General features: G+C 70.9%; 23 protein-coding genes and 1 pseudogene. 10 read left to right on the plus strand and 14 right to left on the minus strand.

What is annotated here, in order from left to right:
• The 3 genes and pseudogenes from ACIF80_RS00200 (at window position 1) to ACIF80_RS00210 (ending at window position 3,135) form a co-directional block, all read left to right on the plus strand.
• The gene (locus tag ACIF80_RS00200; protein WP_399797388.1) at window positions 1-771 is read left to right on the plus strand and encodes an ABC transporter permease subunit; all 771 of its coding nucleotides are present in this window, start codon (window positions 1-3) and stop codon (window positions 769-771) included.
• 187 nt (window positions 772-958) lie between these two features.
• A pseudogene (locus ACIF80_RS00205) lies at window positions 959-2,245 on the plus strand (ATP-binding cassette domain-containing protein); the annotation flags it as partial.
• The gene (locus tag ACIF80_RS00210) at window positions 2,245-3,135 is read left to right on the plus strand and encodes an ABC transporter permease subunit (protein WP_399797391.1); all 891 of its coding nucleotides are present in this window, start codon (window positions 2,245-2,247) and stop codon (window positions 3,133-3,135) included. The pseudogene ACIF80_RS00205 and the gene ACIF80_RS00210, both read left to right, overlap by 1 nt.
• 45 nt (window positions 3,136-3,180) lie before the next feature.
• Here ACIF80_RS00210 and ACIF80_RS00215 read toward each other — a convergent pair whose 3' ends face one another.
• Complete coding sequence (locus ACIF80_RS00215) at window positions 3,181-3,513, minus strand: ATP/GTP-binding protein (protein WP_399797393.1); 333 nt, start codon at window positions 3,511-3,513, stop codon at window positions 3,181-3,183.
• 243 nt (window positions 3,514-3,756) lie between these two features.
• Here ACIF80_RS00215 and ACIF80_RS00220 point away from each other — a divergent pair, with 243 nt between their 5' ends.
• A complete protein-coding gene (locus ACIF80_RS00220; RefSeq protein WP_399797396.1) occupies window positions 3,757-4,794 on the plus strand; it encodes an LLM class flavin-dependent oxidoreductase in 1,038 nt (345 codons plus the stop codon).
• 88 nt (window positions 4,795-4,882) lie between these two features.
• Here the strand turns inward: ACIF80_RS00220 and ACIF80_RS00225 are convergent, their stop codons facing one another.
• Complete coding sequence (locus tag ACIF80_RS00225; protein ID WP_042167610.1) at window positions 4,883-5,275, minus strand: SCO5389 family protein; 393 nt, start codon at window positions 5,273-5,275, stop codon at window positions 4,883-4,885.
• 367 nt (window positions 5,276-5,642) lie between these two features.
• On the opposite strand from ACIF80_RS00225, the gene nucS reads away from it, so the two are divergent.
• Window positions 5,643-6,314 carry an endonuclease NucS gene (gene nucS / locus ACIF80_RS00230; protein ID WP_055625852.1) on the plus strand — a complete coding sequence of 224 codons (672 nt, stop codon included), beginning with the start codon at window positions 5,643-5,645 and terminating at the stop codon, window positions 6,312-6,314.
• 80 nt (window positions 6,315-6,394) lie between these two features.
• Here the strand turns inward: nucS and ACIF80_RS00235 are convergent, their stop codons facing one another.
• From ACIF80_RS00235 to ACIF80_RS00245, 3 genes are all read right to left on the minus strand, one after another.
• The gene (locus ACIF80_RS00235; protein ID WP_399797399.1) at window positions 6,395-8,950 is read right to left on the minus strand and encodes an ATP-binding protein; all 2,556 of its coding nucleotides are present in this window, start codon (window positions 8,948-8,950) and stop codon (window positions 6,395-6,397) included.
• A 283-nt stretch (window positions 8,951-9,233) separates the two neighbouring features.
• The gene (locus ACIF80_RS00240) at window positions 9,234-9,557 is read right to left on the minus strand and encodes an STAS domain-containing protein (protein WP_055593451.1); all 324 of its coding nucleotides are present in this window, start codon (window positions 9,555-9,557) and stop codon (window positions 9,234-9,236) included.
• Window positions 9,558-9,709: 152 nt separating this feature from the next.
• A complete protein-coding gene (locus ACIF80_RS00245) occupies window positions 9,710-10,558 on the minus strand; it encodes a 3-hydroxyacyl-CoA dehydrogenase family protein (protein WP_399797402.1) in 849 nt (282 codons plus the stop codon).
• A gap of 334 nt (window positions 10,559-10,892) precedes the next feature.
• Between ACIF80_RS00245 and ACIF80_RS00250 the strand changes: the two genes are divergently transcribed.
• Both ACIF80_RS00250 and ACIF80_RS00255 read left to right on the plus strand, forming a co-directional pair.
• The gene (locus tag ACIF80_RS00250; RefSeq protein ID WP_399797405.1) at window positions 10,893-11,627 is read left to right on the plus strand and encodes a D-Ala-D-Ala carboxypeptidase family metallohydrolase; all 735 of its coding nucleotides are present in this window, start codon (window positions 10,893-10,895) and stop codon (window positions 11,625-11,627) included.
• Window positions 11,628-11,782: 155 nt separating this feature from the next.
• The gene (locus ACIF80_RS00255; RefSeq protein ID WP_399797407.1) at window positions 11,783-12,355 is read left to right on the plus strand and encodes a cob(I)yrinic acid a,c-diamide adenosyltransferase; all 573 of its coding nucleotides are present in this window, start codon (window positions 11,783-11,785) and stop codon (window positions 12,353-12,355) included.
• 3 nt (window positions 12,356-12,358) lie between these two features.
• Here the strand turns inward: ACIF80_RS00255 and ACIF80_RS00260 are convergent, their stop codons facing one another.
• Window positions 12,359-12,556, minus strand: coding sequence for a DUF5708 family protein (locus tag ACIF80_RS00260; RefSeq protein WP_055625857.1), 198 nt, complete (start codon window positions 12,554-12,556; stop codon window positions 12,359-12,361).
• On the minus strand, window positions 12,553-13,137 hold the full coding sequence (locus ACIF80_RS00265) for a hypothetical protein (protein ID WP_399797410.1): 585 nt from the start codon (window positions 13,135-13,137) through the stop codon (window positions 12,553-12,555). The genes ACIF80_RS00260 and ACIF80_RS00265 overlap by 4 nt, the downstream gene beginning before the upstream one ends.
• A gap of 162 nt (window positions 13,138-13,299) precedes the next feature.
• Between ACIF80_RS00265 and ACIF80_RS00270 the strand changes: the two genes are divergently transcribed.
• The 3 genes from ACIF80_RS00270 (at window position 13,300) to ACIF80_RS00280 (ending at window position 17,140) form a co-directional block, all read left to right on the plus strand.
• The gene (locus ACIF80_RS00270) at window positions 13,300-14,550 is read left to right on the plus strand and encodes a sensor histidine kinase (RefSeq protein WP_399797413.1); all 1,251 of its coding nucleotides are present in this window, start codon (window positions 13,300-13,302) and stop codon (window positions 14,548-14,550) included.
• The gene (locus ACIF80_RS00275) at window positions 14,547-15,197 is read left to right on the plus strand and encodes a response regulator (protein ID WP_399797415.1); all 651 of its coding nucleotides are present in this window, start codon (window positions 14,547-14,549) and stop codon (window positions 15,195-15,197) included. Before ACIF80_RS00270 ends, ACIF80_RS00275 begins: the two co-directional genes overlap by 4 nt.
• 119 nt (window positions 15,198-15,316) lie before the next feature.
• Window positions 15,317-17,140 carry a glycosyl hydrolase family 18 protein gene (locus ACIF80_RS00280; RefSeq protein WP_399797417.1) on the plus strand — a complete coding sequence of 608 codons (1,824 nt, stop codon included), beginning with the start codon at window positions 15,317-15,319 and terminating at the stop codon, window positions 17,138-17,140.
• Between the two features lie 173 nt (window positions 17,141-17,313).
• Here the strand turns inward: ACIF80_RS00280 and ACIF80_RS00285 are convergent, their stop codons facing one another.
• The 7 genes from ACIF80_RS00285 to ACIF80_RS00315 all read right to left on the minus strand — a co-directional run bounded on the left by ACIF80_RS00285 (window position 17,314) and on the right by ACIF80_RS00315 (window position 23,916).
• Entirely contained in the window at window positions 17,314-17,760 is a 447-nt protein-coding gene (locus ACIF80_RS00285; RefSeq protein WP_399797419.1) for a DUF2550 domain-containing protein, read from the minus strand.
• A 162-nt stretch (window positions 17,761-17,922) separates the two neighbouring features.
• The gene (locus tag ACIF80_RS00290; RefSeq protein ID WP_399797422.1) at window positions 17,923-18,300 is read right to left on the minus strand and encodes a F0F1 ATP synthase subunit epsilon; all 378 of its coding nucleotides are present in this window, start codon (window positions 18,298-18,300) and stop codon (window positions 17,923-17,925) included.
• Between the two features lie 120 nt (window positions 18,301-18,420).
• On the minus strand, window positions 18,421-19,857 hold the full coding sequence (gene atpD / locus ACIF80_RS00295; RefSeq protein WP_388638506.1) for a F0F1 ATP synthase subunit beta: 1,437 nt from the start codon (window positions 19,855-19,857) through the stop codon (window positions 18,421-18,423).
• The gene (locus tag ACIF80_RS00300) at window positions 19,857-20,777 is read right to left on the minus strand and encodes a F0F1 ATP synthase subunit gamma (protein ID WP_399797425.1); all 921 of its coding nucleotides are present in this window, start codon (window positions 20,775-20,777) and stop codon (window positions 19,857-19,859) included. Before ACIF80_RS00300 ends, atpD begins: the two co-directional genes overlap by 1 nt.
• Before the next feature lie 23 nt (window positions 20,778-20,800).
• Complete coding sequence (atpA, locus tag ACIF80_RS00305; RefSeq protein WP_399797428.1) at window positions 20,801-22,393, minus strand: F0F1 ATP synthase subunit alpha; 1,593 nt, start codon at window positions 22,391-22,393, stop codon at window positions 20,801-20,803.
• A 165-nt stretch (window positions 22,394-22,558) separates the two neighbouring features.
• Window positions 22,559-23,374 carry a F0F1 ATP synthase subunit delta gene (locus tag ACIF80_RS00310; protein WP_399797431.1) on the minus strand — a complete coding sequence of 272 codons (816 nt, stop codon included), beginning with the start codon at window positions 23,372-23,374 and terminating at the stop codon, window positions 22,559-22,561.
• A complete protein-coding gene (locus ACIF80_RS00315) occupies window positions 23,371-23,916 on the minus strand; it encodes a F0F1 ATP synthase subunit B (RefSeq protein WP_399797433.1) in 546 nt (181 codons plus the stop codon). Before ACIF80_RS00315 ends, ACIF80_RS00310 begins: the two co-directional genes overlap by 4 nt.
• Window positions 23,917-23,937: the final 21 nt, after the last annotated feature.

Raw genomic sequence — 23,937 nt, forward strand, 5'->3', positions numbered from 1 at the left:
ATGGCGGCGGCGCAGGTCATCCGGTCCGAGTGGACCAAGATCCGGTCGGTGGCGTCCACCATGTGGACGCTCTCCCTGGCGGTGGTCGTCACCATCGCGCTCGGCATGCTGATCTCGGCGCTGTCGGCGAACGAGTTCGACACCATGAGCCCCCGGAGCCGGATCGCCTTCGACCCGACGTTCATCAGCTTCGCCGGGATGAGTCTCGGTCAGCTGGCGATGATCGTGTTCGGGGTGCTGGTGGTGTCGAACGAGTACAGCACCGGCATGATCCGCACCTCGCTGGCGGCCGTGCCGCAGCGGGGCAGCTTCCTGGCCGGCAAGCTCGGGGTGGCGACCGCGCTCGCGTTCGTCGTGGGTATGGCCACCAGCTTCGCCGCCTTCTTCCTCGGACAGGCGGTGCTCGGCGAGCACAAGGCGTCCCTCGGGGACGACGGCGTGCTGCGGGCCGTGATCGGCGGCGGCCTGTACATGACCCTGATCGCGGTGTTCTCGATGGGCGTCGCCACGATGCTGCGTTCCCCGATGCTGTCGCTGGGCATCCTGATGCCGTTCTTCTTCCTGATCTCCAACATCCTGGGCAACGTCGACGCGACGAAGAAGATCGGCCGGTTCCTGCCGGACCAGGCGGGCAGCAGGATCTTGCAGGTGGTGCCGCCGCTCGACGACGACACCCCGTACGGGCCCTGGGGCGGCCTCGGCATTATGGTGCTGTGGGTGGTCGCGGCGCTCGCCGGCGGCTACCTGCTGCTGAAGAAGCGCGACGCGTAGGGCCTTTCGTCCGGAGCGTGCCGGAGCCCCGCGCGCCCGGCACGCTCCGGACGCAAGGGCCCGGGGGCGCGGAGGAGCGGCCCGGTTTTTACCTCGCCTTGGGCGGAACCGTCAGCCTCTCGATATCCTCCTAACCCTTACGGGGGCGTGCGCCCCCGTTGTCCTGAACCTCTCGATGGGGCGGAGCATGATCGAGGCAGTCGGCCTGACCAAGCGGTACGGCGACAAAACCGCTGTGTACAACCTTTCTTTCCAGGTGCGGCCCGGCGCCGTCACCGGCTTCCTGGGCCCCAACGGCTCGGGCAAGTCGACGACGATGCGGATGATCCTCGGTCTCGACAACCCCACCGCGGGCCACGTCACGATCGGCGGCTATCCCTACCGCAGGCTGCCCAACGCCGCCCGGCAGGTCGGCGCGCTGCTGGACGCCAAAGCGGTGCACGGCGGCCGGTCCGCGCGCAGCCATCTGCTGAGCCTGGCCCAGCTCTCCGGCATCCCGGCCCGCCGCGTGGACGAGGTGCTGGGCGTGGTCGGGCTGCACGAGGTGGCGCGGCAGCGTTCCAAGGGCTTCTCCCTGGGCATGGGCCAGCGGCTCGGCATCGCCGCCGCGCTGCTCGGCGACCCCCAGGTGCTGCTGTTCGACGAGCCGGTCAACGGGCTCGACCCCGAGGGCATCCTCTGGGTGCGCAACCTGATGAAGTCGCTCGCCGCGGAGGGCCGCACGGTCTTCGTCTCCTCCCACTTGATGAGCGAGATGGCGCTGACCGCCGACCACCTCATCGTGATCGGGCGGGGGCAGCTGCTGTCCGACATGAGCGTGAAGGACTTCATCTCCGCGAACTCCGCCGACTTCGCGCGGGTGCGCACCCCGGACACCGAGCCGCAGCAGCGCGAGAAGCTGTCCGCCGCGCTCACCGAGGCGGGCGGCAATGTGCTGCCCGAGCAGGACGGCGCGCTGCGGGTGACGGGACTGCCGCTGCCCCGCCTGAGCGACATCGCCCACGAGGCCGGCGTACGGCTGTGGGAGCTGTCGCCGCACCAGGCCTCGCTGGAGGAGGCGTACATGCGGATGACGCAGGGCGTGGTCGACTACCGCTCGACCACCGACCAGAAGGAGGGGTTCCAGGAGCCGCTCCCGCCGGGCATGCAGCCGCCGGTACCGGTGCCGGGGCAGGGCCAGCCCGGCTGGTACGCCCCGCCGCCGCCCCAGCAGGGCGGTCAGCACTTCGCGGCGCCGCCGGGCGCACCGCAGGCCCCGGCGGGCCCGTACGGCGCTCCGGGCGCCCCTGGAGCGGTTCCGGGCGCGCCGGTGACCCCGGTGGCCAACCCGTACGCCCAGCCCGTACCGCAGCCCGGTCGGAGCGCCGCTGTGGCCGCTCCCCCGTCGGCCGCCCCGGCAGCCGCTCCGGCCGCGTCGCCGGCCGCCCCCGCCGGCCCGGCCGGCTCCGACGTGACCAAGCCCGAGGACGCCCGATGAGCACGCCCCAGCCCCCGACGCAGCCGGCCGCGCCCGCATGGGGGGCGGCGCCCGGTGCCGCGCACCCCGCCTCCGGCTCGGCGTACCCCGGTTACACCTCGCCGATCCCGGTGGTGCGCACCCACTTCGGGCATGCGCTCGCCTCCGAGTGGACGAAGATCAAGTCGGTGCGCTCCACGATGTGGACGCTGGGCGTGTTCGTGCTGCTCGTCGTCGGCATCGGTCTGCTGACCGGTCTGGTGGTGGCGAGCACCGACCCGGATCTCGGCGGTGAGAACGCGCTGTCCATGGGCTTCTTCGGCCTGCTCCTGGGCATCATGTGCATCATCACGCTGGGGGTGCTGACCACGGCCTCGGAGTACGGCACCGGCATGATCCGCACCACCATGGTCGCCTGTCCCTCACGCGGCCGGGTGCTCGCGGCGAAGGCCCTGGTGTTCTTCCTGATCGCCTTCGTGGTCACGCTGGTGTCCGTGACGGCCGTCGCGTTCCTGCACGTGGCGATGCTGAAGGGCAACAACGCGGGGGAACCCACCGGGGGCGAGTGGCTGAAGGCCACCGTCGGCGTCTCGCTCTACGTCGCGCTGCTCGGCACGCTCTCGCTGGCCGTCGGCTCGGTCGTCCGGCACTCGGCGGGCGCCATCACCCTCATGATCGGTGCCGTGCTCGCCCCGCTGGTGATCGCGATGTTCATGTTCGCCTCCTCGCTGGAGGACGTGCGCGTCGCGCTGTTCGAGTACTCCATCCCGAACCAGCTGAGCATCTTCTACTCCAACTCCCTCAGCACGTCCGGCCCGTCCGGCTGGGACCCGCTGTGGATCATGATCGGGCTCACGGCCGTGGTGACCGGCGGCGCCTTCGCGCTGCTCGGCAAGCGGGACGTTTAGGGCCCGCCCGGGGCCCCGCCCCGGGCCGCGAGGGCCCGGCGGCCCTCAGAACCTCGGCGCGTTACGGGACCGCTGCACCCGCGTGGTGCGGCGGTCCTTGGCGTTCCAGCAGGCCTTGTGCCAGTGCCGGCGGCCGTCGACCCCCGCGTGCTCCGGCCAGGCCACCACGTGCGGTACCCCGTCCGGGATCAACTGGTCGCAGCCGGGGCAGCGGTACGCCTTGCCCTGGGCACTGGCCCCCGCCACGTGCCGTACGTTCCACTCCTCGTCGCGCCAGCTCTCCGTGGACTGCCAGCCGCCGTAGCGCCCGGACCGGTCGTCCTCGGCGCTCCGGCCGGACGAGCCGGCTCCCTTGGCTCGGTTGCGACGCGGGGACACAGGACACCTCACGGGGCTATACAGGATGCAGGGACCGCATCCAGCCTACGCGGGGCGAAGCCGGGTACGCGCATGGAACCAATCATCACAAGCCTCCCTTCACGGCAGCGCAACACCGGCTCCGGAACCGCCCATTCTGCAGACAATCCGTAAAATCCCCCTCCCGACCGTGTCCTCGGCACGTGTCAGACGGTTATGCCCTGCGGGGGAGCTCCGTGTCGGAGCCAAGGAAGCAGGAAAGCAATGCACGTTGGAAGTTTCGTGTTGGGCGCCCAGTTCCCCGGGCAGGGCGAAGGGGAGGCACTGCACCGAGCGGTCCGCTGCGCCGAACTGACGGAGGAGGCGGGCCTGGACGCGGTCTGGCTGGGCGAGCACCACTTCGTGCCGTACGGCACCTGCCCGTCGGCGATCACCCTGGCGGCGTTACTGCTCGGCCGCACCCGCCGCATCCGGGTCGGTACGGCGGTGAGCGTGCTGCCCACCGTCCACCCGGTGGCGCTCGGCGAACAGGCCGCGCTGCTGCACGTCACCAGCGGCGGACGGTTCTCGCTGGGTGTCGGGCGCGGCGGGCCGTGGGTCGACCTGGAGGTGTTCGGAGCCGGTCTGAAGGCGTACGAGCAGGGCTTCCCGGAATCGCTCGATCTGCTGGTGCGCTGGCTGCGCGAACCGTCCGTCGCGGCCGACGGGGAGCGGTACCGCTTCCGTGAAGTGCCCGTCGTCCCACGCCCGTCGGAGGCCCTCACCGAAGCCCCGGGCCCCGAGGTCGTGGTCGCCTGCACCTCTCCGGCGAGCGTGCGGCTCGCCGCCGAGCGCGGGCTGCCGATGCTGCTCGGCATGCACGTCGGGGACGAGGAGAAGGCCGAGATGGTCTCCCTGTGGCAGCGCCACGCACGCGTGTGCGGGAGGCCGGCGCCGGAGATCCACCGCGCGTCCCACGTGTCGGCCGGGGTCTGCCAGATCGCCGACCGGAGCACCGACGCGACGGAGGCGCTGCTGAAGGCGATGCCGGGCTGGCTGCACCAGGGGCTCGGGGCCCATGTCACGGTGGACGGCCGGGAGCGTCGGATGCGTGACCCGCTGGCCTACACCGAACTGCTCTGCGGGCTGCACCCGGTGGGCAGCCCGCGGCTGTGCGCGGACCGGCTCGCCGCGACCAGCGAGCGGACCGGCATCTCCCGGTTCGCGCTGTTCGTCGAGGGGTCCGGCGACCTCGCGGCGACCGAGGAGAACGTACGGCGGCTCGGATCCGAGGTGATCCCCCAACTCGCCGACAGGCCCTGAACGAGCCGGGGGTCCGATGACGGCTTGCCGCCCCGGTGCGAAAACCGCACCTCCCGCGTACGGGACGGCAAGCGATCGACGTGGTACGTCAGCAGTCGCGCAGTTCCGGCGACTGGTTCAGCAGCTGCCCCCGGACCGAGGTGAACTTGGCCAGCCTCTCGTCGACCGAGGAGTCCAGCGGGAACACGGCCACCCGGTGGCAGTTCTGGAAGGCCAGCCGGACACCGAAGTGCCGCTGCAGCGCTCCGCGGATCGCGTCACTCGCGAGCGCACGCAGCAGCTGGCCGCGTGCCTGCTCGTCCGGCGGGGGCGTCTGGTTGTCGGCGAACTCTCCACCGTCGACCTTCAGCTGAGCCACCAGGGAACTGATCATCTCCCACGCGTAGGGCAGGGAGGTCCGGACGCAGTCGACGAAGTCAGCTTCGTCGACCTCGCCTCGCTCGGCCTGTTCGAGTAGGGCCGGTGAGACGTCGAGCGACATGGGTTCTCCTCTCGCACCCCCGGGGTGCGGGGGTTGCCTGACAGATACGGGAGCTCGCAAATTCCGACACGCTGCGTGCACACATCGCGACCTCCCGTTCAATACCGTAAGCAACGGGCCGTGACCGCACCAGGCGAATCCCCGGATGCGGGACTTCCTGTAGGCCGGTAATCGGCCATCGCCGAACACGCGTTTTCCAGGAGATACAGGACGTGTCTCGAGGGACTTGAGGGGTTCCTGTGAGTCGGCCGCGAGGGCTGTGCGGCTGCCGTTGCGGGGCCCGCCGCGGTGCTGCGCGCGTCCGCCGGCCCGGTGCCCGTGAGGGCGAATCGCATCGACCCCGGCCCGTCGAGTAGCGTTGCCGACCATGCGTCTCGTCATTGCCCGCTGCTCCGTGGACTACGCCGGGCGGCTCACCGCGCACCTGCCCTCGGCACCCCGTCTGATCCTGGTCAAGGCGGACGGCAGCGTGTCGATCCATGCCGACGACCGGGCCTACAAGCCCTTGAACTGGATGTCGCCGCCCTGTGCGCTCAAGGAGGGCACCGGCGACGAGGAGGGGGTCTGGACCGTCGTCAACAAGGCGGGCGAGAAACTCATCATCACGATGGAGGAGATCCTCCACGACTCCTCGCACGAACTGGGGGTCGATCCCGGCCTGATCAAGGACGGCGTGGAAGCGCACCTCCAGGAACTGCTGGCGGACCGTATCGAAACGCTCGGCGAGGGCTACACCCTCATCCGCCGCGAGTACATGACCGCCATCGGCCCTGTCGACATCCTCTGCCGCGACGCCGAGGGGCGGACCGTCGCGGTGGAGATCAAGCGGCGTGGTGAGATCGACGGTGTCGAGCAGCTCACGCGCTATCTGGAGCTGCTGAACCGCGATCCGCATCTCGCCCCGGTGCGCGGTGTGTTCGCCGCCCAGGAGATCAAGCCGCAGGCCCGGGTGCTCGCCACCGACCGGGGCATCGGCTGCCAGGTCCTCGACTACGACGCGATGCGGGGCATCGAGGACGACAAGCTGCGCCTGTTCTGACCGTCACCGCGTGGCGGCGCCACGGCACGTGCGAAGGGCCGGATTCCCCTCGGGAGTCCGGCCCTTCGCGCGTACGTCCGTCAGATCACGGTCGTCCCGGAGCCGCTGGGCGTGCCCTCGTCGCTGCTCTGCGGGGCGCTCGCCGAACTGCTCGCCTCCGACTCCGTCTCCGTGGGGGCGGAGGGGGCGGGGCCGCTCGCCGAGTTGGTCGTCTCCGGCGACGAGGGCCCCTCCGTCGGATCCTCCGTCGGCTCGGTGGGGTCGGTCGTCGGCTCGGTCGGCTCCTCGGTGGGCTCGGTCGGGTCGTCCGTGGGCCCGGTCGGCTCGTTGGAGGTCGGCGGCTTGCTGGACGACGTCGGCGGCTTGCCGGGCTTCGTCGGGCTGGGGCCGGTCGTCGGATCGTCCGGTTCCTTCGTGCCGCTCGGGTCGTCCGAGGGCTCGCCCGACTCGGTGGCCGTCGGCGTCGGGTCGTCCGAGGTGCCGAAAGTGCCGTCCGGGCCGGGGTCGGTCGGCCGGCTGGTGGCGTCCCCGGTGTCGCCGTTCTCGTCGGCCCGCGGGTCGGCACCCAGGTTGCCGTCGTCGACGCCCTGACTCGCGGACGGGTTGACGCCGACGTCCCCCGACGGGGTGCCCGCGTCGTTCTCCGAGGTGGCGCCGAGGGTGACCACCGTGCCCAGCACGGCGACGAGCAGCGCGCCCGCACCGGCCGCCACGAGGTTGCGCCGGGCCAGGCCCTTCAGTCCGCCGCCCGCCTTGTGCGGGGGCGCGGGCCGGGACACGGGCGCGGTGCGGTGGACGATCAGCCCGGCGTCGGCGGGCGGCTGGAGCTCCGGGAAGGCGGTCGGCACCCCGCGGGGCGGCGACACCGACTCCTCGTAGTGGGCCTCGGGCACCTCCTCCCCCACGGTCGGCAGCAGCGGCATCGGAATGCCCGAGCGGTCGGCCACCAGGGCCAGCGCGCGGCGTCCGGCGACGGTGCCGCGCTTGTCGGCGAGGGCCCCGCGCAGGCCGATGGAGGCCTCCAGCTCGGCGCGGGCGCGGTCGAGGTCGCCGGTGCACAGGGCGTGGATGCCGAGCTCGTGGTGGAAGTAGGCCTCCTCCGTCACGTCCCCGGCGTGCCGGGCGGCCTCGGCGCCGGCCCGCAGCGCCCGTTCCCAGGCGCTCCAGTGCAGGCCCGCGGCGAACGCGGGTGCCGCGGAGCGGGCCAGCTGCACGGCGGTGCTGGGCTCGCCCTCGCCGTCGGCCGAGGTGAGCGGTGAGAGCAGGCCGAGCGCGGCGAGCACGGCGTCGGCCTCGGCGCAGACCCGCTCCGGGGTGACCGAGGGGTGCCCGGTCCACCAGGCGTAGTGCTGGGCGGCGGTACGGGCCTGTGCCTCGATGTCGTCGGTGTACCCGGCGGCCTCCAGCTGGGCCGGCACACCGGCGGCGAGCCGGTAGCGGGAGCCGACGGCGGAGACCAGTCCGCACGCGGCCAGTTCACCGAGAGCGGCGTCGGCGTGGGTGTCGCCGACCAGCGCGGGCAGGTGTGCCTGGTGCGGGAGTTCGCCGCCGAGCGCGACGGCGAACCGCAGGGTGGCGCGGGCGGAGGTGCTGAGCCGGGAGGCGAGCAGCGGGGCGGGGGCGGCCGCCTCGCCGAGCGAGGGCAGCGGGATCTCGTCGCCCTCGACGGCGCCGTCGGGCAGGTCCTCGGGCGGGGTGTCCTCGAAGACGCCGAACTCGTCGACGGCGCTGGTCCCGACGCGCAGCCGGTCGCGCTGCCGCAGCAGGGCGCCGGCCTGGACGAAGCGCAGCGGCAGGCCCTCGGACTCGAACCAGAGGTCGCCGGCCCAGTTCGACTCGTCCTCGGTGAGGCGCCGGCCGACGGCGTGCTCCAGCAGTTCCAGGCCGGCCGCGCGGTCGAGGCCGTCGAGGGTGACCTCCTCGAGCCCGGAGCCGGCGGACGGGGCCGGCACGTCCGGGGTGGCGCCGAGCAGGAAGGCGCACTCGGGGGTGGCGTCCAGCAGTTCGTCGAGGGCGGCGCCGCCGAACCCGAGGTCGTCCAGGACGACGACCGCGCCGACCTCCCGCAGGCAGTCGGCCAGTTCGTCCCGGCCGGGCCGGTGCAGGGGCGCGCCGTGGACGGCGTAGAAGAGGTCGTACAGCAGGTCGTCACTGCTGCGGCGGTGGCCGTTCAGACGGACGACGCCGTCGGGGGCGAGGTCCGCGCAGTCCTCGGCGACGGTGTCGAGCAGCCGGGTGCGGCCGGAGCCCGCGGGCCCGGTGAGGAGCACGGAGCGGCCGCGGGCGAGCAGCCGGACCAGCTTCTCGCGCTCGTCCTGACGGGCCAGCAGCGGCAGCACGGGCTGCGCGGGCCCCGGCGGGACGGGCGGCTGCGCGGCGCGGTCGGTCCCGGCGCGCTCGGCCTCCGTCAGCTTCGCCGGGCGGGCGGGCCGCTCGGCGGGCGGGCAGGGCTCTATCTCGCTGCCGTCGACGGGGTTGACGGTGAGCAGGAAATCACCGGAGACGAGCTGCACCGCGCGGGCGAGCGCGGGCGGTCCGAAGTCGGATGCGAGGGGATCCCTGGGCGGGCGCCGGCTCGGCGCGTGCCCGTCGCCGTCGCGACCGTACTCCTCGGGTCCCGGGTTGTTCGGGTCCATAGGTCCTAGCCCCCCAAAAGCGTTGTGTGCCTGGGTCCTGTCGTCGGACTTCCGGCGTCGCTGCACACCACGCTGTCGCTTCTGGTCCGGTCCCGCTCGAGGGTTGCAAGGCAGCGGGCAGCCGAACCCTAAACCTTCGTTCAGTATCTACGACAGCTCGGGGTGCCGGGCGGTCCGGGACGTCACGGTCTCGTGAGGATTGTGCGCGGGTGGCGCGGTTCGCCGAGGTCTGCCCGGGTCCGCCCGTCCGTCCGGCCCCGGCCGGTGGCCCCCGTCCCGCGCCTCACACACGGGGCAGCGTGTCCACCCCGATACCTCCTTCGATCGCCAGGATCCGGTGCAGCCGGGTGGCCACCAGCAGGCGCTGCATCTGCGGCGGTACGTCGCGCAGCACCAGACGCCGGCCGCAGCGGCCGGCCCGCCGGTGGGCTCCCATGATCACGCCGAGTCCGGTGGCGTCCCAGGAGTCCAGTTCGGACAGGTCCAGCAGCAGGTCTCCGACTCCGTCGTCGACGGCCGCGTGCAGGACCGTACGGGCGTCCGCCGCGCTGCGGACGTCGAGGCGGCCCCCGACGACCAGCTCGGCGTGGTCGCCCCTGATGTGCATATGCGCTCCCCGGTGCGTGCGTCTCGTGCTCCACGTTTCGTAATGCCGGTGATGCAACCTCTGACTGTGTGGAGCCCGCAGAGGTTGCCCCGTGTAAGCGAACCGATACCGAATTCACCCCTGCGTGTGACCGACCGGGGTGTTCGGGATGATCAGTACGTGTAGAAGCCCTGCCCGCTCTTGCGCCCGATGTCACCCGCGTCAACCATCCGGCGCATCAGTTCGGGGGCGGCGAACTTCTCGTCCTGGGACTCGGCGTAGATGTTGCCGGTGGCGTGCAGCAGGATGTCCACGCCGGTCAGGTCCGCGGTGGCCAGCGGTCCCATGGCGTGACCGAAGCCCAGCTTGCAGGCCAGGTCGATGTCCTCGGCGCTCGCCACACCCGACTCGTGGAGCTTCGCGGCCTCGACGACGAGGGCGGAGATGAGGCGGGTGGTCACGAAGCCGGCCACATCGCGGTTGACGACGATGCAGGTCTTGCCGACCGACTCGGCGAACTCCCGTGCGGTGGCGAGGGTTTCGTCGCTGGTCTTGTAGCCGCGAACCAGTTCGCACAGCTGCATCATCGGCACCGGCGAGAAGAAGTGGACGCCGACGACCCGCTCCGGACGCCGCGTCGCGGCCGCGATCTTGGTGATCGGGATGGCGGAGGTGTTGGAGGCGAGGACGGCGTCGTCGCGCACCATCCCGTCCAGGGCCCGGAAGATCTCGTGCTTGACCTCGAGCTTCTCGAAGACCGCCTCGACCACGACGTCCGCGTCGGCGCAGGCGTCCAGGTCGGTGGTCGCGGTGATCCGGGCGAGGGCCGCGTCGGCGTCGTGGGCCTCGAGCCTGCCCTTGCTCACGAACCTGTCGTACGACGACTTGATCCCGTCGGTACCTCGCGTGAGCGCCTCGTCGGTGACGTCGCGCAGAACGACGTCCCAGCCCGCCTGGGCGGAGACCTGGGCGATTCCGGACCCCATGAGGCCGGCCCCGATGACGGCGAGCTTCCGTGCCACTGTGCGACTCCCCTTCGAAACGCTCACGCACTGTTCATGTCTGTTACTCGCGGACATTAGCGTCCGCGAGCGGATGTGTGAGGGGTTAGTAATGCGTGTCACGTCTCACGCCGTGAGACACCCGTCACGCCCGAGGACCGTACCGTTCCCGGCTCCGGCGCCACCCCGGCCGGTGGCGGGCGGCACGATCCGCTCACCGGATCCCCCCGTCGCCAACTCCTCGGATTCATCAACGCGTTGTTGACGCGCGTAGCTGCGTGGCGCACGCTGGTCGGCAGTCGCCGTCCGGCCGGCGGCACCCCCTCATCCACCGACCGACGGCCGGGAGGCCCTCATGCTCGGACGCACGGCACGCATCCTTCTCTCATTTGTCATGGTCATGGCGGGTACGGTCCTCGGTGTGAGTGCCACCGCGGGCACGGCGCACGCCGACGACTGCTACACCTGGAACCGCTCCCTGTCCCAGGGGTCCTCCGGCAGCGATGTGACCCAGCTGCAGATCCGGGTCGCGGGCTGGGTGACCTCGGGCGAACGGCTCTCCTACGACGGCCAGTACGGCGCCCGCACCACCGCCGCCGTCAAGAAGTTCCAGGCGGCCTACGGGCTGACCGCGGACGGCGCGGCCGGACCGGCGACCTACAACAAGATCTACGCGCTCCAGGACTCCGACTGCACACCGGTCCACTTCAGTTACGCCGAACTCAACAAGTGCAACTCCACCTGGTCGGGCGGCGCGGTCCCGGCGGCCACCGCCAGGGCGAACGCCCTGAAGACCATGTGGAAGCTGGAGGCCATGCGGCGCCAGCTCGGTGATGTGCCGATCACCATCTCCAGCGGCTTCCGCTCCTACGCCTGCAACGACGCGGTCGGCGGCTCCTCGACCAGCCGTCACCTCTACGGCGACGCGGCCGACCTGGTCGGCTCGCCGAGCTTCTGCACCCTCGCCAAGCAGAGCAGGACCCACGGCTTCTCGGAGATCCTCGGCCCCGGCTACCCCGGCCACAACGACCACGTCCACGTGGCCCACGACCCGTCGCCGTACTGGTCGGCCCCCACCTGCGGGATCTGACGGACCGGCCCGGCGCACCGGAGCCGGACGGCACGACGGGCGGGCCCGCACCGGGACCCGCCCGTCGTGGCACCCGGACCCGTCCGCCCGTCGGGGTCTTGGGACCCGCCTTGCCGCCGCACCGTTCGCGCCGGGGCGCAACTAAGGTGGGCCGTATGGTCAATCTGACGCGTATCTACACCAGGACCGGCGACAAGGGCACCACGAACCTGGGTGACATGAGCCGGGTCCCCAAGACCGATCTGCGGATCTCCGCCTACGCCGACGCCAACGAGGCGAACGCGGTGATCGGCACGGCGCTCGCCCTGGGCGGCCTGGAGACGGAGGTCGCCCAGGTCCTCACCCGCGTCCAGAACGACCTGTTCGACGTGGGCGCGGACCTGTCGACGCCGGTCGTGGAGAACCCGGAGTACCCGCCGCTGCGGGTCGAGCAGTTCTACGTGGACCGGCTGGAGGCGGACTGCGACCGCTTCAACGAGCAACTGGAGAAGCTGCGCTCGTTCATCCTGCCGGGCGGGACGGCGGGCGCCGCCCTGCTCCACCAGGCGTGCACGGTGGTCCGCCGCGCGGAGCGCTCCACATGGGCCGCGCTGGAGGCGCACGGCGACGCGATGAACCCCCTCACCGCCACCTACCTCAACCGTCTCTCCGACCTCCTGTTCATCCTGGCGCGCATCGCCAACAAGGAGACCGGCGACGTACTGTGGGTGCCGGGCGGGGAGCGCTGAGCCCTACCGGGACCCGGCCGAGGTCCGCGCGGCCCGGTACAAACCCAGCAGGAACTCCGCACCGCCGACGCACATCATCACCACCCCCGCCTTGGTGGGGGTGACCACCGGCAGGTCCACTCCCTCGGCGAACAGCCACAGCCCCAGGCCCGCCACCAGCGTGGCGGCCCCCGCGGAAAGATTCCTGGACGCCCGGGTCATCGGCCCACACGCTCCTCGGCGATGTCCGTCCCGGTCCGGGACCCGCCCGCCGGGGCCTTCTTCGGCCAGATCCAGTAGGCCAGCGCCACCAGTCCGTGGATCCCGGCGATGCGCAGGGCGGCGAAGCGCCAGTCCTCCAGCGGGCCGGAACGGCTCGCGTCACCGACGTACCAGACGGCGAGCTGGAGCAGCGCGACGGCCACGGCGGCGCCCGCCAGCGTGCCCAGCCACAGCTTCGTCTCGTACCGGGCGCGGGCCGTTCCGTAGCGCGGCGGTCCGGCCGGCTTCGGGGCGCCGCCGAAGCGGTGGGCGGCATGGCCGTCCAGCCACTTCACGGTGCGGTGGCCGTGCCCGACGGTGTAGCCGATGTAGAGCGCGGCCAGGCCGTGCGCCCAGCCCGGCTCGGCGCCGTTCCTGAGGTCGACCGCGGTGGCGACCAGCAGGACGACCTCCAGCAGCGGCTCGCACAGCAGCAGCGCCAGGCCGGTGCGCGGCATTTTCAGCAGGTAGCGGAAGGCCAGTCCGGCGGCCAGCAGCACCCAGAAGCCGATCTCACAGGCGGCGATCAAGGCGACGATCACGGTTCGCTCCTCTCGGTCACTCTTTCAGGCTCCCGCGCGCACCGGCCGTCGGCGCCGTCGCCGCCGACGAACTGCCTGTACATCGAAAGATGCAGTCCAGCGGCCCCGAGGAACGTTCTCGGGCATCAGGCGGCGGCCGCGCGCAGCGTGTTGGATGGGGTCATGGCCCTACGACCACCCCGGTCCCACCGCTTCGACGTGTGGGCGTCGCTCGCCGGACTGCTCGGCGGGCTGCTGCTGTGGGGCATCGGGCTGGGCATGCGGCCCGCCGACGCGAGCTACGTGGTCTTCGACGGCCGGTGGCCGGTCCTGCTCCCGCTCGCCGTGATCGCCGGCTGCGAGCTGCTGCGCCGGAGCGCACCGCGCACCGCGCTGCTCACCGGCACCGCGGCGCTGCTCGCGGACTGCCTCACCCAGGGCAGCCTGGCCACGATCATCATGTACACCGACCTCATGTACGCCGCCGTCCTCTACGGCACCCCCGCCGCCGCCCGTCTCCTCCCCCGGCTCACCGCGCTGCTCACGGTCGTGGGGACACTGGTGCCGTACGCGCTGTGGCGGGTGCCCGAGGCGCTGCTGGTCGGGTTGATCATCGGTGGCGTCGCGTTCACGCCCGCGTCGACCGGGCTGATCGTGCGCAACCACCGGGAGGCCGCCGAGGCCGCCCGGCTGCGCGCCGAACAGACCGCGCTGCTGGCCGAGATGGACCGCACCCAGGCGGTGACCGCGGAACGCGCGCGGATGGCGCGGGAGTTGCACGACATGGTCGCCAACCACCTGTCCGCGATCGCCATTCACTCCACGGCCGCGCTCTCCCTGGACGACGAGGACGCCTCCCGGAACGCGCTCACCGTGATCCGGGAGAACAGCGTCCAGGGACTGGCCGAGATGCGCCGTCTCATCGGCATCCTGCGCGACCGCGCCGACGACCGGGAGCCGGCCGCCACCCCGACCCTGGACGGTCTCGGCGCCCTGGTGGAGGGGGCCCGCGCCAACGGCCTGGAGGTCGTCCTCGATCCCCTGCCCGACGCCGGGCACGGCGTTGTCCCGCCGCCGGTGGAGCTGGCCGCGTACAGGCTCGTGCAGGAGGCGCTGACCAACGCGCTGAAGCACGCCGACAAGGGGCCGGTCACCGTGCGGCTGCGCCGTGCGGCCGACGCCCTGGACATCCGCGTGGTCAGTCCGTACGGCGGCCGGGACGCCCCGCGCGCCCCGGGCTCCGGGGCCGGTCTGGTGGGGATGCGGGAGCGGGTCGCCCTGCTGCACGGCACCTTCGGGGCCGGCCCGGAGGACGGCGCAGACCCCGCGCACCCCAAGGTCTGGGTCGTGCGCGCCCGCCTGCCCCTCACCGACACCCCCGCGGGCGCCACGGCCACCACCTCCGCGCCCACCCCCCGAGGAGAGACCGAATGATCCGCGTCCTGGTCGCCGAGGACCAGTCCGCCGTCCGTGCCGGACTGGTGCTGATCCTGCGCAGTGCGCCCGACATCGAGGTGGCGGGCGAGGCGGCGGACGGTGAGCGGGCGGTGGCGCTCGCCCGTGAGCTGCGGCCGGACGTGGTGCTGATGGATGTGCAGATGCCCCGCCTGGACGGGGTGTCGGCCACCCGGCAGGTGGTCGCGGAGGAACTCGCCGACGTGCTGGTGCTGACCACCTTCGATCTCGACGAGTACGTCTTCGGGGCGCTGCGGGCCGGCGCCTCGGGGTTCCTGCTGAAGAACACGGAGGCGAAGGACCTCATCGCGGCCGTGCGCACGGTGGCGCGCGGTGAGGGAATCGTCGCCCCGGCCGTCACCCGGCGGCTGATCGCGGAGTTCGCCGCGAAGCCCGCCCGCGCGTCCACGGCCGATCCGGCGGTGCTGGGCTCCCTCACCCGGCGTGAACGGGAGGTGCTGGCCTGTCTCGGCGAGGGTCTGTCCAACGCCGGTGTCGCCGAGCGCCTCGACATGGCGGAGGCCACGGTGAAAACGCACGTCAGCCGCCTGCTGGGGAAGCTGGGCCTGCGCAGCCGGGTGCAAGCCGCGGTACTGGCGCAGGAGTTGGGTGTCCAGGGGCCATAACGGCTTAGTGGTCCAGACCTATTGACCCGTGGTCCAGACCTTTCTATCCTCACGGCACCGCGGGTGTGATGGCTCAGTCATACCCCCGACGACATCCGTCACCACAAAGGAGGCGCAGCATGCGCTTCAGACACAGAGCCGTGGCCGGGTTCGCCACCCTCCTCCTCCCCCTCTCCGCCCTCGTCGCCCTCGCGAGCCCCGCCCAGGCCGCGACCTCCGCTACCGCCACCTACGCCAAGACCCAGGACTGGGGCTCCGGCTTCGAGGGCAAGTGGACGGTGAAGAACACCGGCACCACCGCCCTGAACTCGTGGACCGTCGAGTGGGACTTCCCCTCCGGCACCTCCGTCACCTCCGCCTGGGACGCCGACGTGACGTCCTCGGGCAACCACTGGACCGCCAAGAACAAGTCCTGGAACGGCACCCTCGCCCCCGGTGCCTCCATCAGCTTCGGCTTCAACGGCTCCGGCACCGGTGCTCCCGCCGGCTGCAAGCTCAACGGCGGCAGCTGCGACGGCACCTCCGTCCCCGGTGACAAGGCGCCCTCCGCGCCCGGCACGCCCTCCGCCTCCAACGTGACGGACACCTCGGTACGGCTGTCCTGGTCCGCGGCCACCGACGACAAGGGCGTCAAGAACTACGACGTCCTGCGCGACGGTGCCAGGGTCGCCACGGTGACCGGCACCTCGTACACGGACAGCGGCCTGAGCAAGGGCACCGACTACTCGTACAGCGTGCAGGCCCGTGACACCGCCGACCAGACCGGCCCGGTCAGCGGCTCGGTGCGGATCCGCACCACCGGCAACACCGAGGAACCGCCGCCCACCGGCGACAAGGTCAAACTCGGCTACTTCACCGAGTGGGGCGTCTACGGCCGCAACTACCACGTCAAGAACCTGGTGACGTCCGGCTCGGCCGCCAAGATCACGCACATCAACTACGCGTTCGGCAACGTCGTCAACGGCCAGTGCAAGCTCGACGACGCCTACGCCGCCACCGACAAGGCCTACACCGCGGACCAGTCCGTCAGCGGCACCGCCGACACCTGGGACCAGCCGCTGCGCGGCAACTTCAACCAGCTGCGCCAGCTGAAGGCGAAGTACCCGCACATCAAGGTGCTGTACTCGTTCGGCGGCTGGACCTACTCCGGCGGCTTCGGCCAGGCCGCGCAGAACCCGGCCGCCTTCGCCAAGTCCTGCAAGGGCGTCGTGGAGGACCCGCGCTGGGCCGACGTCTTCGACGGCATCGACATCGACTGGGAGTACCCGAACGCCTGCGGCCTCACCTGCGACACCAGCGGTCCGGCGGCGTTCAAGAACCTCTCCCAGGCCCTGCGCGCCGAGTTCGGCAAGGACTACCTGGTCACCGCCGCGATCACCGCGGACGGCTCCTCGGGCGGCAAGATCGACGCGGCCGACTACGGCGGCGCCGCCCAGTACCTCGACTGGTACAACGTGATGACCTACGACTACTTCGGCGCCTTCGACAAGGACGGCCCCACGGCCCCCCACTCGCCGCTGACCTCGTACAACGGCATCCCGCAGGACGGCTTCAACTCCGCGGCCGCGATCTCCAAGCTGAAGGCGAAGGGCGTCCCGGCGAGCAAGCTGCTGCTCGGCATCGGCTTCTACGGCCGCGGCTGGACCGGCGTCACCCAGGCCGCCCCCGGCGGCGCGGCCACCGGCCCGGCGCCCGGCACCTACGAGGCCGGCATCGAGGACTACAAGATCCTCAAGAACAGCTGCCCGGCCACCGGCACCGTCGCCGGCACGGCCTACGCCCACTGCGGCGGCAACTGGTGGTCCTACGACACACCCGCCACCATCGCCGGCAAGATGAGCTGGGCCAAGAACCAGGGCCTGGGCGGCGCCTTCTTCTGGGAGTTCAGCGGTGACACCGCGAACGGTGAGCTGGCCACCGCCATCGACAGCGGTCTGAGGTAATCCACAGACCCGTGCGCCCCTGAGGCAATCCACAGGCCCATGGCAACAGTGCTCCCCCGGACCTCGTCCGGGGGAGCACGCGCGTGTCCGGCGCCCGGCTACGCGACGTTCACCCTCCCCCAACAGCTCCGCTGCCGGGGGCACCCCCACCCAGCGGGACCCTGAACGTCGCTCTACGCGACGTTCACCCTCTGGCCGGGCGGGGCCGCCTCCAGCCAGGCGAGGAAACCGGTCAGCGCGTCGTCGCTCATCGCGAGTTCCAGCCGCCTGCCCCGGTGCAGACAGGCGAGGATCACCGCGTCGGACAGCAACGCCAGTTCCTCCTCGCCCTCGGGCACCCGGCGGCCGGCCACCTCGATCGCCGAACGCTCCAGGACGCGGCGCGGACGCAGCGAGTAGGAGAAGACGCGGAACCACTCCACCCGGTCGCCGTTGTAGCGGGCCACCCCGTACGCCCAGCCCTTGCCGCCGGAGTCGCCCGGTTCCGGAGCGTCCCAGCGCAGGCTGCAGTCGAAGGTCCCGCCGGAACGCTGGATGAGGCGACGGCGCAGACCGAAGACGAAGAGTCCCACCACTACGAGAGCCACGACACTTCCGCACACAGTCAGAGCGAGGACCATCGACACCGACCTCCTCGTCTCCTAGGTAACGGAACGGAAAAATCATCCAGATCTGCCTCAGCCGCGACCGGGTCCGGATCGCTCCGGTCCCAGCCGCGGCTGAGTGACGTCATCGTACGGCTCCCCCCGGAGCCTAGACGGCCCGGAAGGTACCTCGGTCGTTCAGCGCCCCGTCGCCACCGCACGGAGTCGGACGTCCGCGCGACGCTCCGCCGAAGTGTCGTCCTGCGACTTCGCGCGCTCGCGCGCCTGCTCCGCGCGCGGGACGTCGATCTCCTCCGACAGCTCGGCGATCTCCGCCAGCAGCGACAGCTTGTCGTCCGCGAACGAGATGAAACCGCCGTGCACCGCGGCGACGACCGTCCCGCCCTCGCTCGTACGGATGGTCACCGGGCCCGACTCCAGCACACCGAGCAGCGGCTGGTGACCGGGCATGACGCCGATGTCGCCGGACGTGGTGCGCGCGACGACCAGGGTGGCCTCGCCGGACCAGACCTCTCGGTCGGCCGCGACCAGCGCGACGTGCAGCTCAGCAGCCAAGATGGCTCCTCGGGTCACCACCCGGCAGGTCCGCCGGGTGTTGGTTACAAGTCTAATGGGCGTGGATCGGGGGGCGGGACGGTGCCCCGCCCCCCGATTCAGATCACTCGAGCACGGGGCTCAGGAGACGCCCAGCTCCTTCGCGTTCTTCTTCAGGTCCTCGATACCACCGCACAGGAAGAACGCCTGCTCCGGGAAGTGGTCGTACTCGCCGTCGCAGATCGCGTTGAACGCGGTGATCGACTCGTCCAGCGACACGTCCGAACCGTCGACGCCGGTGAACTGCTTGGCGACGTGGGTGTTCTGGGACAGGAAGCGCTCCACGCGACGGGCACGGTGGACGGCGAGCTTGTCCTCCTCGCCGAGCTCGTCGATACCGAGGATCGCGATGATGTCCTGCAGGTCCTTGTACTTCTGCAGGATGTTCTTCACCCGCATGGCCGTGTCGTAGTGGTCCTGCGCGATGTAGCGCGGGTCCAGGATGCGGGACGTGGAGTCCAGCGGGTCCACGGCCGGGTAGATGCCCTTCTCGGAGATCGGACGGGAGAGCACCGTCGTCGCGTCGAGGTGGGCGAAGGTGGTGGCCGGGGCCGGGTCGGTCAGGTCGTCCGCGGGGACGTAGATCGCCTGCATCGAGGTGATCGAGTGACCGCGGGTCGAGGTGATGCGCTCCTGGAGGAGACCCATCTCGTCGGCCAGGTTCGGCTGGTAGCCCACCGCGGAGGGCATACGGCCGAGCAGGGTCGAGACCTCGGAACCGGCCTGCGTGAAGCGGAAGATGTTGTCGATGAAGAACAGCACGTCCTGCTTCTGGACGTCACGGAAGTACTCGGCCATGGTGAGGCCGGCCAGCGCGACGCGCAGACGGGTGCCCGGCGGCTCGTCCATCTGACCGAAGACCAGGGCGGTCTTGTCGATGACGCCCGACTCGCTCATCTCGTCGATGAGGTCGTTGCCCTCACGGGTGCGCTCACCGACGCCGGCGAACACGGACACACCGTCGTGGTTGTTGGCGACGCGGTAGATCATCTCCTGGATGAGCACCGTCTTGCCGACACCGGCACCGCCGAACAGGCCGATCTTGCCACCCTTGACGTACGGGGTGAGCAGGTCGATGACCTTGACGCCGGTCTCGAACATCTCGGTCTTCGACTCGAGCTCGTCGAAGTTCGGCGCCTTGCGGTGGATCGGCCAGCGCTCGCCCGTGTAGGACTCGTCGCTGTTCAGAACCTCACCGAGGGTGTTGAACACCTTGCCCTTGGTGAAGTCACCGACGGGGACGGAGATGGCCGAGCCCGTGTCGGTCACCGCGGCCTGGCGGACCAGGCCGTCGGTGGGCTGCATGGAGATGGTGCGCACCAGGCCGCTGCCCAGGTGCTGGGCCACCTCGAGCGTCAGCGTCTTGAGCTCGCCCGCGTTCGCCGGGTCGGCGACCTCGACGTGCAGGGCGTTGTAGATCTCCGGCATCGCGTCGACGGGGAACTCCACGTCGACGACCGGGCCGATGACCCGGGCGACACGGCCCGTGGCCGTCGCGGTCTCAACAGTGGTGGTCATTAATTGTCACTCCCCGCGTTTGCGTCGGCCAGAGCGCCTGCGCCACCGACGATCTCGCTGATTTCCTGGGTGATTTCGGCCTGGCGGGCCGCGTTGGCAAGACGGGAGAGCGTGTTGATCAGCTCGCCCGCGTTGTCGGTGGCCGACTTCATCGCGCGCCGCGTGGCGGCGTGCTTCGAAGCGGCCGACTGGAGCAGCGCGTTGTAGACGCGGCTCTCGACGTAGCGCGGCAGCAGGGCGTCGAGGACGTCCTCCGCCGAGGGCTCGAAGTCGTACAGCGGAAGGATCTCGTCCTTGGTGGACGACGTCTCCTCCGCGACCTCTTCGAGACGGAGCGGAAGCATCCGGGAGCCGACCGCGGCCTGCGTCATCATCGAGATGAACTCGGTGTAGACGATGTGGAGTTCGTCCACACCGCCGTCCGCCGTCTCCTTCTCGATGGCCTCGATCAGCGGCGCCGCGACCTTCTTGGCGTCCGCGTACGAGGGCTCGTCGGTGAAACCGGCGAACGACTCCACGACCGTGCGCTCGCGGAAGTTGTAGTGCGCCAGACCGCGGCGGCCGACGATGTACGTGTCGACCTCCTTGCCCTCACGCTCGAGACGCTCGGTCAGCTGCTCCGCCGCCTTGATCGCGTTGGCGTTGAAGGCGCCGGCGAGGCCGCGGTCGCTCGTGAGGAGCAGGACCGCGACACGCGTCGGGTTCTCCGCCTCCGTCGTCAGCGGGTGCTTGGCGTCCGAACCGGTGCCGACCGCCGTGACCGCACGGGTCAGTTCCTCGGCGTACGGCGTGGAGGACCGCACCTTGCGCTGCGCCTTGACGACGCGCGAGGCGGCGATCATCTCCATCGCCTTGGTGATCTTCTTGGTCGCGGTGACGGATCGGATGCGACGCTTGTAGACCCGGAGCTGGGCTCCCATGAGTCAGGTCCCTTCCTTGAACGTCACTTGGCGGCAGCGGCCGGAGCGTCCTCGCCGAGCAGCTTGCCGTCGCTCGTCTCGAACTGCTTCTTGAAGGCCGCGACCGCGTCGCCGACGGCCTGGAGGGTGTCGTCCGACATCTTGCCGCCCTCGCGGATGGAGGTCATGAGGCCCTGCTCGCTGCGGTGCAGGTACTCGAGCAGCTCCTTCTCGAAGCGGCGGATGTCGGCGACCGGCACCTCGTCCATCTTGCCGGTGGTGCCGGCCCAGACGGAGACGACCTGGTCCTCGGTGGCCAGCGGCTGGTACTGGTCCTGCTTCAGCAGCTCGACCAGACGCTGACCGCGCTCCAGCTGCGCCTTCGACGCGGCGTCCAGGTCGGAACCGAAGGCGGCGAACGCCTCCAGCTCACGGTACTGGGCGAGGTCCAGGCGCAGACGGCCGGAGACCTGCTTCATCGCCTTGTGCTGGGCGGAGCCACCGACACGGGAGACCGAGATACCGACGTTCAGGGCCGGACGCTGACCGGCGTTGAACAGGTCGGACTCCAGGAAGCACTGGCCGTCGGTGATGGAGATGACGTTCGTCGGGATGAACGCCGACACGTCGTTCGCCTTGGTCTCGACGATCGGCAGACCCGTCATCGAGCCGGCACCCATCTCGTCGGAGAGCTTGGCGCAACGCTCCAGCAGACGGGAGTGCAGGTAGAAGACGTCGCCCGGGTAGGCCTCGCGGCCCGGCGGGCGGCGCAGCAGCAGGGAGACGGCGCGGTAGGCGTCGGCCTGCTTCGACAGGTCGTCGAAGATGATCAGGACGTGCTTGCCCTCGTACATCCACTGCTGGCCGATGGCCGAACCGGTGTACGGCGCCAGGTACTTGAAGCCGGCCGGGTCGGACGCCGGGGAGGCGACGATGGTCGTGTACTCCAGGGCACCGTTCTCCTCCAGCGCGCGGCGGACCGACGCGATGGTGGAGCCCTTCTGGCCGATGGCGACGTAGATGCAGCGGACCTGCTTGTTCACGTCGCCCGTGCGCCAGTTGTCACGCTGGTTGATGATCGTGTCCACGGCCAGCGCGGTCTTGCCGGTGCCGCGGTCGCCGATGATCAGCTGACGCTGACCGCGGCCGACCGGGGTCATGGCGTCGACGGCCTTGTAGCCCGTCTCCATCGGCTCGTGCACCGACTTGCGGTCCATGACCGTGGGGGCCTGCAGTTCGAGGGCGCGGCGGCCCTGGGTCTCGATCTCGCCGAGGCCGTCGATCGGGTTGCCGAGCGGGTCGACCACGCGGCCGAGGTAGCCCTCGCCCACGGCGACGGACAGGACCTCGCCGGTGCGGGAGACCGGCTGGCCCTCCTCGATGCCGCTGAACTCACCGAGGACGACGGCACCGATCTCGCGCTCCTCGAGGTTGAGGGCGAGGCCGAGGGTGCCGTCCTCGAACTTCAGCAGCTCGTTGGCCATGGCCGAGGGAAGACCCTCGATCTTGGCGATACCGTCGCCGGCGACGGTGACCGTGCCGACCTCCTCGCGCGAGGCCGCGTCCGGCTTGTACGACTGGACGAAGTTCTCCAGCGCGTCCCGGATCTCCTCCGGCCGGATCGTGAGCTCCGCCATCTGAGTTCCCTGCTCTCCTTGTTGGGCCCGAAGTTTCACTTTGGGGGGATGTGGACTCCCCCCGGAAAGAGGTGAATCCTCTGCACGGCCCAACCAGGGCCGTAGGTACGTTCTACGTGTTCAGTTGCCGCGTCCGCCGCGTCATGCGCGACTGCCGCGTGAGGGCTAGCTCGCCAGTCGGCGGCTCGCGTCCTCCAGCCGGTCCGCGAGGGAGCCGTTGATGACCTCGTCGCCGACCTGCACCCGCATCCCGCCGACGACCGAGGGGTCGACGTCGAGGTTGAGGTGCATGGGGCGGCCGTAGAGCTTCGCGAGGGCGGCGCCGAGGCGCTGCTTCTGCACGTCGCTCAGCGGCACCGCGGAGGTGACGACGGCCACCATGCGGTTGCGGCGCTCGGCGGCGAGCTTGGACAGGGACTCGAGTCCCGCTTCCAGGCTACGTCCGCGGGGCGCGTTGACCAGACGCGTCACCAGACGCTCGGTGGTCGCGTTCGCCCTGCGTCCGAGCAGGCTGTGCAGCAGCTCGCTCTTGGCCGGGGCGGTGGCCTTGCGGTCGGTCAGCGCGGCGCGCAGGTCGTTGTTCGCGGAGACGATCCGGCCGAACCGGAACAGCTCGTCCTCGACGGTGTCGAGTGCGCCCGCCTTCTGCGCGGCGGTGAGGTCGGCGAGGTCGGCCAGCTCCTCGAGTGCGTCCACCAGGTCGCGGGGCTGCGACCAGCGGGAGCGCACCATGCCGGCGACCAGGTCGGCGGCGTTGCCGCTGAGCTGGGTGCCGAGCAGGCGCTGGGCCAGGTCCGCCTTGGTCTCACCGGGCTGCGCCGGGTCGGTGAGGACCCGGCGCAGCGACACCTCGCGGTGGAGCAGCGCGGTGACGGCGGCCAGCTCTTCGGCGAGCGAGCCGGCGTCCACGGACGTGGAGTCCGTCAGCGCATCGAGACGCTCACGTGCGGCTGCCAGGGCCTCGCGGCTCGCTCCGTTCATCGTGCGGCCTCGGCCTTCTGGTCGAGGTCGTCGAGGAAGCGGTCGATCACACGGCTCTGCCGGGCGTGGTCCTCGAGGGACTCGCCGACGAGCTTGCCGGCCAGGTCGGTGGCGAGCTTGCCCACGTCCTGGCGCAGCACCGACGCGGCGGCCTTGCGGTCCGCCTCGATCTGGGTGTGACCTGCAGCGATGATCTCCTCACGCTGCCGCTGGCCTTCCGCGCGCATCTCTGCGATGAGCGTGGCGCCCTGCTCCTGCGCCTCCTGGCGCAGACGCGCGGCTTCGTGCCGGGCCTCGGCGAGCTGAGCCTTGTACTGCTCAAGGACGCTCTGTGCCTCGGTCTGGGCGGCCTCGGCCTTCTCGATACCGCCTTCGATGGACTCGCGACGCTCTTCCAGAACCTTGTTGATGTTCGGGAGGAGCTTCTTGGCGAGGATGCCGAAGACGATGACGAAGGCGAGCAGGCCGATGACGAGCTCGGGAATCGGCGGGACGAGGGGGTTCTGCAGCTCCTCGGCCGCGATATGAAGCTGTGGGCTCATATCAGAGTGCCTTTCGTCTGG

It is taken from the genome of Streptomyces sp. NPDC085927 (assembly GCF_044540975.1).
Lineage (GTDB): Bacteria > Actinomycetota > Actinomycetes > Streptomycetales > Streptomycetaceae > Streptomyces > Streptomyces hirsutus.

Excerpts from the sequence above, each read along its gene's own strand:
- ACIF80_RS00300 (WP_399797425.1), bottom strand. The coding sequence starts at position 20,777 with ATGGGAGCCCAGCTCCGGGTCTACAAGCGTCGCATCCGATCCGTCACC.
- ACIF80_RS00280 (WP_399797417.1), top strand. The coding sequence starts at position 15,317 with ATGCGCTTCAGACACAGAGCCGTGGCCGGGTTCGCCACCCTCCTCCTC.
- ACIF80_RS00220 (WP_399797396.1), top strand. The coding sequence starts at position 3,757 with ATGCACGTTGGAAGTTTCGTGTTGGGCGCCCAGTTCCCCGGGCAGGGC.
- ACIF80_RS00275 (WP_399797415.1), top strand. The coding sequence starts at position 14,547 with ATGATCCGCGTCCTGGTCGCCGAGGACCAGTCCGCCGTCCGTGCCGGA.
- ACIF80_RS00270 (WP_399797413.1), top strand. The coding sequence starts at position 13,300 with ATGGCCCTACGACCACCCCGGTCCCACCGCTTCGACGTGTGGGCGTCG.
- ACIF80_RS00250 (WP_399797405.1), top strand. The coding sequence starts at position 10,893 with ATGCTCGGACGCACGGCACGCATCCTTCTCTCATTTGTCATGGTCATG.
- ACIF80_RS00240 (WP_055593451.1), bottom strand. The coding sequence starts at position 9,557 with ATGCACATCAGGGGCGACCACGCCGAGCTGGTCGTCGGGGGCCGCCTC.
- ACIF80_RS00310 (WP_399797431.1), bottom strand. The coding sequence starts at position 23,374 with ATGAACGGAGCGAGCCGCGAGGCCCTGGCAGCCGCACGTGAGCGTCTC.
- nucS (WP_055625852.1), top strand. The coding sequence starts at position 5,643 with ATGCGTCTCGTCATTGCCCGCTGCTCCGTGGACTACGCCGGGCGGCTC.
- ACIF80_RS00260 (WP_055625857.1), bottom strand. The coding sequence starts at position 12,556 with ATGACCCGGGCGTCCAGGAATCTTTCCGCGGGGGCCGCCACGCTGGTG.
- atpD (WP_388638506.1), bottom strand. The coding sequence starts at position 19,857 with ATGACCACCACTGTTGAGACCGCGACGGCCACGGGCCGTGTCGCCCGG.
- ACIF80_RS00210 (WP_399797391.1), top strand. The coding sequence starts at position 2,245 with ATGAGCACGCCCCAGCCCCCGACGCAGCCGGCCGCGCCCGCATGGGGG.
- ACIF80_RS00235 (WP_399797399.1), bottom strand. The coding sequence starts at position 8,950 with ATGGACCCGAACAACCCGGGACCCGAGGAGTACGGTCGCGACGGCGAC.
- atpA (WP_399797428.1), bottom strand. The coding sequence starts at position 22,393 with ATGGCGGAGCTCACGATCCGGCCGGAGGAGATCCGGGACGCGCTGGAG.
- ACIF80_RS00285 (WP_399797419.1), bottom strand. The coding sequence starts at position 17,760 with ATGGTCCTCGCTCTGACTGTGTGCGGAAGTGTCGTGGCTCTCGTAGTG.
- ACIF80_RS00315 (WP_399797433.1), bottom strand. The coding sequence starts at position 23,916 with ATGAGCCCACAGCTTCATATCGCGGCCGAGGAGCTGCAGAACCCCCTC.
- ACIF80_RS00255 (WP_399797407.1), top strand. The coding sequence starts at position 11,783 with ATGGTCAATCTGACGCGTATCTACACCAGGACCGGCGACAAGGGCACC.
- ACIF80_RS00200 (WP_399797388.1), top strand. The coding sequence starts at position 1 with ATGGCGGCGGCGCAGGTCATCCGGTCCGAGTGGACCAAGATCCGGTCG.
- ACIF80_RS00225 (WP_042167610.1), bottom strand. The coding sequence starts at position 5,275 with ATGTCGCTCGACGTCTCACCGGCCCTACTCGAACAGGCCGAGCGAGGC.